The 12,374-nt window shown below is 61.9% G+C and carries 10 protein-coding genes and 1 pseudogene; 1 reads left to right on the top strand and 10 read right to left on the bottom strand.

Annotation, left to right across the window (positions count from 1 at the left end; all coding sequences use genetic code 11):
• Window positions 1-36 precede the first annotated feature (36 nt).
• Window positions 37-2,427 carry a phosphoenolpyruvate synthase gene (ppsA, locus tag PCE31106_RS22850; RefSeq protein ID WP_017234125.1) on the bottom strand — a complete coding sequence of 797 codons (2,391 nt, stop codon included), beginning with the start codon at window positions 2,425-2,427 and terminating at the stop codon, window positions 37-39.
• Window positions 2,428-2,692: 265 nt separating this feature from the next.
• Between ppsA and ppsR the strand changes: the two genes are divergently transcribed.
• Window positions 2,693-3,571 (top strand): posphoenolpyruvate synthetase regulatory kinase/phosphorylase PpsR, encoded by an 879-nt coding sequence (gene ppsR / locus PCE31106_RS22845; RefSeq protein ID WP_150564786.1) that lies wholly within the window; start codon window positions 2,693-2,695, stop codon window positions 3,569-3,571.
• 109 nt (window positions 3,572-3,680) lie between these two features.
• Here the strand turns inward: ppsR and PCE31106_RS22840 are convergent, their stop codons facing one another.
• The 9 genes and pseudogenes from PCE31106_RS22840 to rseP all read right to left on the bottom strand — a co-directional run.
• Window positions 3,681-4,460 (bottom strand): TrmH family RNA methyltransferase, encoded by a 780-nt coding sequence (locus tag PCE31106_RS22840; RefSeq protein WP_150564785.1) that lies wholly within the window; start codon window positions 4,458-4,460, stop codon window positions 3,681-3,683.
• Entirely contained in the window at window positions 4,457-5,092 is a 636-nt protein-coding gene (gene rnhB / locus PCE31106_RS22835; protein WP_254441289.1) for a ribonuclease HII, read from the bottom strand. Before rnhB ends, PCE31106_RS22840 begins: the two co-directional genes overlap by 4 nt.
• A 104-nt stretch (window positions 5,093-5,196) precedes the next feature.
• Entirely contained in the window at window positions 5,197-6,372 is a 1,176-nt protein-coding gene (gene lpxB, locus PCE31106_RS22830; RefSeq protein ID WP_174975407.1) for a lipid-A-disaccharide synthase, read from the bottom strand.
• A gap of 3 nt (window positions 6,373-6,375) precedes the next feature.
• Window positions 6,376-7,167, bottom strand: a complete 792-nt coding sequence (lpxA, locus tag PCE31106_RS22825) for an acyl-ACP--UDP-N-acetylglucosamine O-acyltransferase (RefSeq protein ID WP_017234129.1) — start codon at window positions 7,165-7,167, stop codon at window positions 6,376-6,378.
• A 17-nt stretch (window positions 7,168-7,184) separates the two neighbouring features.
• Window positions 7,185-7,643 (bottom strand): 3-hydroxyacyl-ACP dehydratase FabZ, encoded by a 459-nt coding sequence (gene fabZ / locus PCE31106_RS22820; RefSeq protein WP_017234130.1) that lies wholly within the window; start codon window positions 7,641-7,643, stop codon window positions 7,185-7,187.
• Window positions 7,640-8,710: a UDP-3-O-(3-hydroxymyristoyl)glucosamine N-acyltransferase gene (gene lpxD, locus PCE31106_RS22815; protein ID WP_150564783.1), complete on the bottom strand. Its 1,071-nt coding sequence runs from the start codon at window positions 8,708-8,710 to the stop codon at window positions 7,640-7,642. The genes fabZ and lpxD overlap by 4 nt, the downstream gene beginning before the upstream one ends.
• A 14-nt stretch (window positions 8,711-8,724) precedes the next feature.
• Complete coding sequence (locus tag PCE31106_RS22810; protein WP_017234132.1) at window positions 8,725-9,267, bottom strand: OmpH/Skp family outer membrane protein; 543 nt, start codon at window positions 9,265-9,267, stop codon at window positions 8,725-8,727.
• 47 nt (window positions 9,268-9,314) lie between these two features.
• Window positions 9,315-11,618, bottom strand: a complete 2,304-nt coding sequence (gene bamA, locus PCE31106_RS22805; protein WP_174975405.1) for an outer membrane protein assembly factor BamA — start codon at window positions 11,616-11,618, stop codon at window positions 9,315-9,317.
• A gap of 71 nt (window positions 11,619-11,689) precedes the next feature.
• Window positions 11,690-12,307: pseudogene (gene rseP, locus PCE31106_RS22800) on the bottom strand (RIP metalloprotease RseP); the annotation flags it as partial.
• Between the last annotated feature and the right edge of the window lie 67 nt (window positions 12,308-12,374).

Raw genomic sequence — 12,374 nt, 5'->3', positions numbered from 1 at the left:
CCTAACCGAGGTCGCTATCGTGACCGTCGGCGACGGTTACTTCGCCAGTTTGGCGAGTTGTTGCCACGTTTCCATCACCGTGTCCGGGTTCAACGACATCGATGCAATGCCTTCGTTCGCCAGCCACACGGCCAGATCCGGATGGTCCGACGGGCCCTGACCGCAGATGCCGACGTACTTGCCCTTGGACAGGCACGCCTTGATCGCACGACTGAGCATGAACCGCACCGCCGGGTCGCGCTCGTCGAAGTCCTTGGCCAGCAGCTCCATGCCCGAATCGCGGTCCAGACCCAGCGTGAGCTGCGTCAGGTCGTTCGAACCGATCGAGAATCCGTCGAAGTACTCGAGGAACTCATCGGCCAGAATGGCATTCGACGGCACTTCGCACATCATCACCAGCTTCAGACCGTTCTCGCCACGCTTCAGGCCGTAACCGGCCAGCATGTTGACCACACGCTCCGCCTGGCCCAGCGTACGCACGAACGGCACCATGATCTCGACATTGGTCAGGCCCATTTCGTCGCGCACGCGCTTGAGCGCACGGCACTCCATCTCGAACGCTTCGGCGAAGTCTTCCGAGATGTAACGCGACGCGCCACGGAAGCCCAGCATCGGGTTTTCTTCATCCGGCTCGTAGCGCGAACCGCCAATGAGCTTCTTGTACTCGTTCGACTTGAAGTCCGACAAACGCACGATCACGCTCTTCGGATAGAAGGCGGCGGCAATCGTGGCGATCCCTTCGGCCAGCTTGTCGACGTAGAACGCACGGGGCGATGCATGACCGCGGGCCACCGATTCGACCGCTTTCTTCAGGTCGGCGTCGATGTTCGGGTACTCGAGAATCGCGCGCGGGTGCACACCGATGTTGTTGTTGATGATGAATTCCAGACGCGCCAGACCCACGCCTTCGTTCGGCAGTTGCGCGAAGTCGAAGGCGAGTTGCGGGTTGCCCACGTTCATCATGATCTTCACCGGGATCTTCGGCATTTCGCCGCGGTGGATCTCGGTGATTTCGGTTTCGAGCAGCCCGTCGTAAATCTTGCCTTCGTCGCCCTCGGCGCACGAGACGGTCACGAGCGCGCCATCCTTGAGCACGTCGGTGGCGTCGCCGCAACCCACGACGGCCGGCACACCCAGTTCGCGCGCGATGATCGCCGCGTGGCAGGTACGGCCGCCGCGGTTCGTCACGATGGCGGCGGCACGCTTCATCACCGGCTCCCAGTTCGGGTCGGTCATGTCGGCTACCAACACGTCGCCCGGCTGCACGCGTTCCATCTCGCTCGGGTCCATGATCACGCGCACTGCGCCTGCACCGATCTTCTGGCCGATGGCACGGCCCGTGGCCAATACCGGCGCCTCGCCCTTGAGCTTGAAGCGCTGCTCGACCTTGCCGATCGCCTGGCTCTTCACGGTTTCCGGACGTGCCTGCAGAATGTAGATCTTGCCGTCCTTACCGTCCTTGCCCCACTCGATGTCCATCGGACGGCCGTAGTGCTTCTCAATGATCAGCGCGAACTTGGCCAGCTCGACGCAATCGTCGTCGGTGATCGAGTAACGGTTGCGCAGTTCCATCGGCACGTCGATGGTCTTCACGCGGCCCGGCTCGCCCGGTTGCGTGAATTCCATCTTGAGCAGCTTCGAGCCGAGCGTGCGGCGAATGATCGGGTACTTGCCGGCCTTGAGCGTCGGCTTGAAGACGTAGAACTCGTCCGGGTTCACGGCGCCCTGCACAACCGTTTCCCCCAGGCCGTAGCTGGCCGTGATGAAAACGACGTCCTGGAAGCCCGACTCGGTGTCGATCGTGAACATCACGCCCGACGCGCCGCAGTCCGAGCGCACCATACGCTGCACGCCGGCCGACAACGCCACTTCAGCGTGCGTGAAGCCCTTGTGAACGCGGTACGAAATGGCCCGGTCGTTGTACAGCGACGCGAACACGTGCTTCATGCGATCGAGCACGTCTTCGATGCCGACGACGTTCAGATAGCTTTCCTGCTGACCGGCGAACGATGCGTCGGGCAAGTCTTCCGCGGTAGCCGAGGAGCGCACGGCGAACGATGCGTCCGGCTGATCGGCCGTGATACGGGCGAACTGCTCGCGGATATCCTTCTCGAGCTGCGGCTGCAGCGGGGCGTCGACGATCCATTGACGGATTTCGGCACCGGCTTGCGCGAGCGCCTTGACATCATCCACATCCAAACCCTCGAGGCGCTGGGCGACACGCTCGGTCAGGTTGTTGTGATGGAGGAATTCGCGGAAGGCGTAGGCCGTCGTGGCGAAACCACCCGGCACGCGCACGCCGGCGCCGGCCAGTTGGCTGATCATTTCGCCAAGCGATGCATTCTTGCCGCCGACCGACTCGACGTCGGTCATGCGCAGATGCTCAAACGGCACCACGTAGGCGCCGTCGTGTGCTGCGTTAGTCATAAAAGCCCCTAAGGTAAGAAAAAAAATTCTCGGAGGATCGGCTGGGACTGACAGGGGCCGATCGACCTGTTGGATAAGAAATCGCGCATACGCGGCGTCATGAACCGGGGGCAAGGTCTCGACGACGAGCGACGCCCCCTCCAGACTTCCCGCGACGCCCCGCCCCACGGGCCTGAAGCCGGGCGGCGCGCGACGGTCGCACAATTGCTTATCCAACAAGTTGCCGCTATTCTACCGTGCAACGCACCATTTTGCGATTCTGCGCATGACCGACGCCACGACACCCGGAAACTCCCCGACATCCCCCGCCGCACCGACCCAACCGGTGGCTGCGCGCCCGGTCTTCATCGTGTCCGACGGCACGGGGATTACTGCCGAAACCTTCGCGCATTCGATCCTCGCGCAGTTCGAGATGCGTTTTCGTCAGATTCGCGTTCCTTTCGTGGATTCCGTCGATAAAGCCTATGAAACGGCGCAACGGATCAATGAAATGTATCGGACCGACAACATCCGCCCGATCATTTTCAGCACGCTCGTCGATGCCCGGGCCAATGAGATCCTGCGCAATTGCCAGGGCGTGATTCTCGACATGTTCCAGACGTTCATCGAACCGCTGGAACTGGAGCTGGGCCTCAAGTCGATGCACGCCATCGGCCGCGTCCACCAGAACGCCGACAGTGAGGCGTACAAGAACCGGATCGAGGCGGTGAATTTCTCGCTCGCGCATGACGACGGGCAGTCCAACAAGAACCTGCAAAGCGCGGATGTGATCCTCGTGGGCGTGTCGCGCAGCGGCAAGACACCCACGACGCTCTATCTCGCCATGCAATACGGCGTGAAGGCCGCGAACTATCCGTTGATTCCGGAAGACTTCGTGCGTGAGAAGCTGCCCTCCACGCTCGATCAGTACAAGGAAAAGATTTTCGGGCTTTCCATCGATCCGCAGCGCCTCTCGGAGATTCGCAACGAACGTCGCCCCGGCAGCAAGTATGCATCGCTGGAAAACTGCCGATACGAGGTCAACGAGGCCGAGGCGATGATGCGACGTGAGGGCATCAAGTGGCTGTCCTCGACGCACAAATCGATTGAAGAAATCGCCACGACCATCCTGCAGGAAATCAAGCTGGAGCGTGACGTCTACTGACGTTGCCCGCCGCGCATGCATGCGCCATGCCGAATGCAGGAAGGGACGCCATGAGCGTCCCTTCTTGTTGATATCCCGGATCTCCCCGTGCGCCCCGCCGCGCGTCGCCTCAGGGGAGCCGCTGACGCACCGCTTCGAACAGGCAGATGGCCGCACAAGCCGCCACGTTGAGCGACTCCATGCCGCCCGGCTGCGGGATACGGATCGGCCGTTGCACGCGCTCGAGCCACTGCGGGGACACACCGGCCCCCTCGTTTCCGAACACCCACGCCACCGGCGCGCGCAGATCCTGCGCATAGAGCGACGTGCTGGCCTGCAAGCTCGTCGCCAGCAACGGCACCGACAAGCGCGGCGCGAGCGAATCCGGCGTGCAATGCTCCACGATGTTCAGCGAGAAATGTGCCCCCATACCGGCACGTAGCACCTTGCTAGACCAAGCGAGCGCCGTGCCCGACATGCAATACACGTCGCGAACACCGGCCGCCGCCGCGCTACGCAGGATTGAACCGACATTGCCCGCGTCCTGCACGGCGTCGAGAATGACGCAATCCGTCGTTTGCGTTGCCGGCAGGTGCCCCGACGGCATCTCGATCACGAAAAGCAGCGGCACACCGTTGACGAGCGTCGACAACGGCTCGAACAGCGCATGCGGCAGACACACGCGTCGATCGCCGTCCACGCGCGCCCAGATCTGTGCCACTTCGGGGTTCTCCAGCGCCGATTCCGCCACCACGCAAACAAGCGGCTGTCCGAGCGCGTCGAGATAGGCGTCGGCCAGATGCACGCCTTCGAGCAGCGTCTGGCCGAGTTTGCGCCGCTGCGGGTTCGACTGCGCCAACTGCTTTAGCCGCTTGTAGAACGGGTTGTCTTTGGAACTGATCAGCTTCATGACGAATGGCCCACGCGGGCGACGGTGAGCGCGCCGAACAATGCAAAGGCCTCGCGTACCGGCGCGAACGATTGGCGATGATGCGGACTCGGTCCGTGCAGGCGCAGCGCGGCGAGATGGCGCGGCGTGCCGTAACCGACATGCTCGTCGAAACCGTACTGCGGGAATGCCTCGTGTAGCGCGACCAGTTGGCGGTCGCGTGTGACCTTCGCGAGAATCGACGCGGCTGAAATCGCAGGCACCTTGTCGTCGCCCTTGACGATCGCCTCCGCGCGCATCGGCAACGCGGGGCAGCGATTGCCATCGATGAGCGCCAGCGTCGGAACACGCGGGAGTCCGTTCACCGCGCGCTGCATCGCAAGCATCGTCGCGTGGAGAATGTTCAGCGAATCGATCTCCGCCACACTTGCCTCGGCAATGCAATAGGCGAGCGAGCGCTCAACGATCTCCTCGTAAAGCGCCTCGCGACGCTGCGCCGTAAGCTTCTTCGAGTCGGCCAGCCCCTTGATCGGACGCGCCGGGTCGAGAATCACTGCCGCCGTCACGACAGGCCCGGCGAGCGGGCCGCGCCCCACTTCATCCACGCCGCAAGTCAGATCGGCAGCCACGTCGGCGAACAGATCGAGCGCCATTTGCGGTAGCGTCGCCTTGGGCGCGCGGAGACGCGACTTTGCGGCCGGTACGTCGTCGCCCGAGGTCCCCTTGCGCGCACCGCGACGCCCCTTCACTTCCTCGCTCATAACCGCCCCTTCTCACGCAGCACGCGCTCGATCACTTCTGCCGCGCGCGCGGCCGTATTTTGGCGCAGTTGCTCGTGGATCTTCGTGAAGCGCACCTGCAAGGACGCTCGTAACGCCGGGTCGGTCAATTGCTTCCAGACGGCGTCAGCGAGTGCTTCCGGGGTCGCGAACTGCTGCAACAACTCCGGCACGACGAACTCGCCCGACAGAATGTTCGGCAAACCTACGTACGGCAGATAACCCTGACGCTTCATGATCTGCGCCGTCAACCAAGGCACCTTGTAGGAGATGACCATCGGCTTCTTGTAAAGGGCCGCTTCCAGCGTGGCCGTACCGCTCGCCAGAAGCACGCTGTCCGCCGCCTCCAATGCGAGCGGTGCTCGGCCGTCGATCACGGTCAGGTTGAGATCGCTGTGCGCGTCCACGATCGGTTGCATCAACGTGCGCAGCCGCGGCGTCGCCGCCGGGAGCACGAACTGAATCGACGGCTCGCGCTCGGCCAGCAGGCGCATGGCCGCGAAGAACACGGGCGTGAGCCGTTGCACTTCCGACGTCCGGCTACCCGGCAAAATAGCGACGACCGGGCCAGTCCCTTGCAGCGCCAGCTTGGCGCGCGCGCCTGCGACATCGGGCACCATCGGAATCTTGTCGGCCATCGGATGGCCGACAAACGTCGCGTCGATGCCTGCCCGACGGTAAATCTCCGGCTCGAACGGGAACAGGCACAACATGTGATCGACGGCGCGCTTGATCTTCTTGATGCGCCCCCCGCGCCACGCCCAGATCGACGGGCTCACGAAATGAATCGTGGGAATGCCCGCCTCACGCAGCTTGATTTCGAGATCGAAGTTGAAGTCGGGGGCATCGAAGCCGACGAACGCGAGCGGCTTCTCGGCCAGCCAGCGCTCGCGAAGTTGCTTGCGAATCGAGAGAATCTCGCGCAAATGCTTGATGACTTCGACATAGCCCATGACGGAGAGCTTGTCGATGGGCCAATAAGCATCGAAGCCTTCCTCCGCCATATGCGGACCGCCGACACCGGCGTAAGCGATGTCGGACGGAAGGCTCTGCTTGAGACCGGCAAGCACGTTGCCGGCAATGAGATCGCCGGACAGCTCCCCGGCCACCATCGCCAGGGTTCGCTGGCCGGCACCGGGAAGGGTCGGCGGCATGGGTCAGCGCACGATACCGCGCGTGCTGGCGTTGAGGAAGTCGAGCAGCGCGCGCACGGCATCGGACACGTCCGGCGCACCCGCGTTACCGAAGGCTTCGATCTGCACCTTCGCTTCGTCGAGCGTCAGCCCACTCTTGTAGAGCAGCTTGTACGCGTGACGCAGCGCCGTGATCGCGTCAGCCGTGAAGTTGCGGCGACGCAGTCCCTCGACGTTGATGCCGTAAGGCACTGCACGGTCGCCCGAGGCGATGACGAACGGCGGCACGTCCTGCACGAGCACCGACGCGCCACCGATCATCGAGTGCGCGCCAATGCGCACGAACTGGTGCACCCCGGTCATGCCCCCAACGATCGCCCAGTCGCCGACAATGACGTGACCCGCCAATTGCGCGTTGCTTGAGAAGACCGTGTGGTTGCCCACGTGGCAATCGTGCGCGATGTGCACGTAAGCCATGATCCAGTTGTCGTTGCCGACGCCGGTCAGACCGCCGTCCTGCACCGTACCGGTGTGAATCGTCGTGAATTCGCGAATCGTATTGCGATCGCCGATGACGAGCCGCGTCGGCTCGCCGGCGTACTTCATATCCTGCGGACTGCCGCCGATCGAGGCGAACGGGCCGATCTTGTTGCCCTCGCCCAGCGTCGTATGACCGTCGACAATCGAGTGCGAGAGAATCTGCGTACCGGCGCCGACTGTGACATTCGGCCCGATGATCGCATAGGGACCGACGACGACGTCGTCGGCCAGTTGCGCCTTCGCATCGACGACTGCAGTGGGGTGAATATTCGTCATGAGCGTCTTAATTCCGGTTATTCGCCGTTCTTCTTGACCATGCACATGAACTCGGCTTCCGCCGCGATCTTGCCGTCTACCAGCGCCTTGCCCTTGAACTTGTAGAAGCCGCGACGCTCGCTCAGGAAATCGATGTCGAGCACGAGTTGGTCACCCGGTTCGACCGGACGCTTGAAGCGAACGTTCTCGATACCTACGAAATAGTAGAGCGTGTTCTCGTCGTGCACCGGCTCGTCGGAGAACGTCAGGAGTGCGGCGGCTTGCGCCAGCGCTTCGACGATCAGCACGCCCGGCATCACCGGACGCTGCGGATAATGCCCCGTGAAATACGGCTCATTGATCGTGACGTTCTTGATGACCTGGATGTTCTTGTGCGGCTCCAGCCCGATCACGCGATCCACCATCAGCATCGGGTACCGATGCGGCAGCAGCTTCATGATCTTGTGGATGTCGATATTGATTGTGGTCTCGCTCATTTGTCTTGCAGGTCTTTGACCTTCGCTTCAAGTTGACGCACGCGATCGCGCATCTTGTCCAGATTGCGCATGATGGCCGCGTTTTTGTTCCATTCGGCGTTCGGGATGGCCGGAAAGGCGCTTGTATAGGTACCCGGGCCGGGAATCGACTTCGACACCCCCGACTTGGCCGTCACGATGACGCGGTCGCCAATCGTGACATGCCCGGCCACGCCCACGGCGCCGCCGAGCATGCAGAATTTACCGATGGTACTGCTGCCGGCAATGCCCGTACACGCGGCAATCACCGTGAAGGCGCCGACCCGCACGTTATGCGCGATCTGCACCTGGTTGTCGATCTTGCAACCGCGCTCGATCACCGTATCGGCCATCGCCCCGCGATCGATGGAGGTCGACGCACCGATTTCGACGTCGTCTTCGATCACGGCGCGCCCGACCTGCGGAATCTTCACCCATTCGCCGCCAGCGGCGGAGAAATCGGGTGCGAAACCGAAACCGTCCGAACCGATCACCGCGCCCGCGTGAATCACGCAACGCGCGCCGATCACACTCGCGTGGTACAGCGTGGCATTCGGATACACGAGCACGTCGTCGCCCAAGGTCGTGCCTCGACCGACAAACACGTTCGCCACCAGACGCACCCGCTCGCCCAGTCGAGCACCTGCCTCGATCACGACATTCGGGCCAATCACGCACGATGTGGGCACGACGGCCGTCGGATCGACGACCGCGCTCGGATGAATGCCTGCTGCGGGAACCGGCGCCGCCGCCTGCGCGAACATCTGCGCGACGCGCGCGAAGTACGCATAAGGATTCGGCGCGAGAATCCACGCCCGCCCCTCATGCGACGGCAGCTTGTCGAAGTCGGCCTTCGAGAGAATCACCGCCGCCGCGCCCGAGTTGGGCACTTCGGCGAGATACAGCGGATTGGACAGAAACGCGAGCTGATTCGCACCCGCATGATCAAGCGGCGCCAGACCGGCCACGGTGACTTCGCCATCGCCCACGAGGTCGCCGCCAAAGCGGGCGACCAGCTGTGCCAACGAAATCGACTGCGATCCCGGCATCAAAGGCGAGGCCGTCACTTGCCGGCGGTGCCGCCGCCCGAACTTGCGTTCAGGGTCTTGAGCACCTTGTCAGTGATGTCGATACGCGGGCTCACGTAGACGGCTTCCTGCACGATCAGGTCATACTTTTCCGTTTCGGCAATCTGCTTGATGACGCGATTGGCGCGATCGAGCACCGCGGCGAGTTCTTCGTTGCGGCGCTGATTCAGGTCTTCACGAAACTCGCGCTGCTTGCGCTGGAATTCCGTGTCGGCCGCGGCCAGATCGCGCTGACGCTTGGCGCGCTCGGCGTCGGACAACGTCGGGTTGTCCTTGTCGAGCTTGTCCGACATAGCTTTGAGGCGCTGGGCCATGGCCTGCAGATCCGAGTCCCGCTTGGAGAACTCGGCTTCGAGCTTGGCTTGTGCGGCCTTGGCCGGTGCCGAATCGCGCAAAATGCGATCCGAATTGACGGCGGCGATGCGCGCATCCTGAGCCATGGCAGCAAAGGCTGCCCCAGCCAGCAACGCTGCGGCGAAGCCGCGCAGGCAATGCTTACGGATACCGTTCAATGTCATACCCCTTTACAACGATAAAACGTTCGGAACCGATCGACTCGCCGTCGTTAGAACGACGTACCGACCTGGAACTGGAATTTCTGGTACTGATCGCCCACCTTCTTGACCAGCGGGAAGCCCATCGAGAGCTTGAGCGGGCCAATCGGTGAAATCCACGACAAACCGAAGCCGTAGGAATAACGCAGGTTATTGAAGGTAATCGCCTGGCCGTTATCGAACACGTTACCACCGTCCATGAACGTGAAGATACGCAGCGTACGGTCATACCCCGTACCCGGCAGCGGGAACGTCAGCTCGATGTTGCCGATCAGCTTCGACGCGCCCCCGAGCGGCTCGCCGTTGGTGTCCTTCGGACCCAGCGAACTCGGCTCATAGCCGCGCACCGAACCGATACCGCCGGCAAAGTAGTTCTTGAAGATCGGGAACGGCTGACCGCCCATCCCGTGGCCGTAGCCGATTTCGCCGTTGAGTGCCAGCGTAAAGCCACGGCTCACCGGGTAGTAGTACTGGTGCTGATAGTAGGCACGGTAGTACTTGGTCGTGCCAATCGGCGTACCGATTTCGATATTGGCCTGCTGATAATGACCGCGGTTCGGGATCAGCGCGCTATCACGTGAATCGCGCGACCAACCGATGGTCAGCGGATAGTTGTTGCTGACGTAGCCGAACTGGTTGGCATAGTCGATATAGCGCTGCGGCGTCGTGTTGTCGCTCGTCAGATGGAGACGCGTCTGCTCGAAGCCCAGACCGAAGAACACCGTATCGACTTCCGAGAACGGCACGCCGAACTTCAGATTGCCGCCCAGCGTGTTGATACGGAAATCCGAATCGCTCGTGAGCAGCAGCGGCTGATACGTGCGGTAGTAGATGTCCGTGATACGACTCACGCCATCGACCGTGAAGTACGGATCGACTTGCGTGACAGCCAACGTCCGGTACGTCTTACCGGTGTTCACGTTGACCGACAGCGACGTTCCCGACCCGAACACGTTGTCCTGGCTGACACCGGCTTGCAGCACGACCTTGTCCGTCGACGAGAAGCCCGCACCAACGTTGATCGTGCCAGTCGGCTTTTCTTCGACCTTCACCTGGAGGTCGACCTGGTCGTTCGAACCGGCCACCGGCTCGGTCGTCACGTTCACGTCGGTAAAGTAGCCCAGGCGGTTGATACGATCCTGCGACAGCTTGAGTCGATCGGCGTCGTACCAGGAGCTTTCGAGCTGGCGCATTTCGCGGCGAATCACTTCGTCACGCGTACGCGAGTTGCCCACGATGTTGATCTTGCGAACGTACACGCGACGACCCGGATCGACCGTCAGCGTCAGCGCCACGGTGTGGTCCTTCCGATCGATCGTCGGCTGAGCGTTCACGTTCGCGAACGCGAAGCCGTAGTTGCCCAGCATGTCGGAAATGGCCTTCGTGCTGGCCTGCAGCTTGGCTGCCGAGAACGTATCACCGGCCTTGAGTTGCACGAGCTTGCGCACGTCGTCCTGCTTGCCGAGCATCTCGCCGGTGAGCTTGACGTCCGACACCTTGTACGGCTCGCCTTCGTGCAGGTTGATCGTCAGGAACATCTCGTCCTTGTCCGGCGTAATGGATACGTCGGTGGAGTCGATGTTGAATTCCAGATAACCACGGTTCAGATAGAACGAACGCACCTTTTCCAGATCGCCCGTCAGCTTGTCCTTGGAGTACAAGTCGTTCTTCGAATACCACGACAACCAGTTCGGCGTGCCAAGTTGCATCTCAGCCGTCAGATCCGACGACGAGAATGCCTTGTTGCCAACGAAGTTGATCTGCTGGATCGTGGCCTTCGGGCCTTCCGTCACGGCGAACTGGATCCCCACGCGATTACGCTCGAGCGGCGTGATCGTCGTCTTCACCTCGGCAGCGTAGTAACCGCGCGTAAGGTATTGACGCTTGAGTTCCTGTTCCGATTTCTCGAGCAGGTTTCGGTCGAAGCTGCGACCCTCGGTCAGGCCGACCGAACGCAAGGCCTTTTTCAAACCGTCCTTGTCGAATTCCTTGATGCCGAGGAAGTCGATGGAAGCAATCGCGGGACGCTCGTTGACGTGCACCACCAGCACGTTGCCTTGCGCTTCGACGCTCACGTCCGAGAACAAGCCCGTTGCATAAAGGGCACGAATTGCTTCGGTGCCCTTATCGTCGTTGAACTTGTCGCCCGGCTTGACCGGCAAGTACGAAAACACCGTACCGGGTTCAATGCGCTGCAAGCCCTCCACTCGGATATCCTTGACCACGAACGGCTCGACGGCCCGCGCCAGGAAACTGTGTGCCGCCAGAACCGCAATCACCAGGGTCTTCGGAACAAGGTGGTATTTATTCGACAACTTGCTTCCCCAAGAAACAATTGAATCGTAACAACTCGGATGTGCCTGCGACGGCAGGCGCGTGACGCCGTCTAGTGCAGCAATTTCGACAGGTCATTGAATAGGGCTACGGCAGACAGCGCGAGGATGCAAACGATGCCCACTCGTTGCAGTGCGCCCTGCCACCGCTCGGAGACTGCCCGACCGGTAATCGCTTCGACCGCATAATATAACAGATAGCCACCGTCCAGAACCGGAATCGGCAACAGATTCAATACGCCAAGGCTAATGCTGACAAGCGCGAGAAAGGCGACGAAATAATCCAGGCCGAGTCGGGCCGAACGCCCCGCATAGTCCGCAATCGTCACCGGCCCACTCAGATTCTTGAGCGATGCCTGCCCGGTAATCATCTTCCCGAACATTCGTACGCTGAACGAAGTGACATCCCAGGTGCGCTGCGCCCCCCTGCCAATGGCCTCGATCAGTCCATACCGGACCGTCACCGTATCGACCTGAGACGCCAGCGCCGCGCCGATCTTGCCCACGCGCGCACCGCCCGCCTCGGCCGGATCGACTTCCGCGCTTGGCGTCAGGGTCACGTTGTGCAGCGCGCCGTCGCGTCGCACGGTAAGCGTCATTGGCTTGCCCGGGTGAGCACGTACGGCGTCCACCAGTGCCTTGGCCGACGCGATGGGACTGCCTGGAGTTGCCCCTGTAACTCAGGACACGTGGACACCGTTAGGTTGATGACGCCGCTGCTCGCCTGAACTCGCGAGG

Origin of the sequence: Pandoraea cepalis (assembly GCF_902459665.1) — a bacterium.
Classification (GTDB): Bacteria; Pseudomonadota; Gammaproteobacteria; order Burkholderiales; family Burkholderiaceae; genus Pandoraea; species Pandoraea cepalis.
This window is presented reverse-complemented; position numbering and strand designations above follow the sequence as displayed.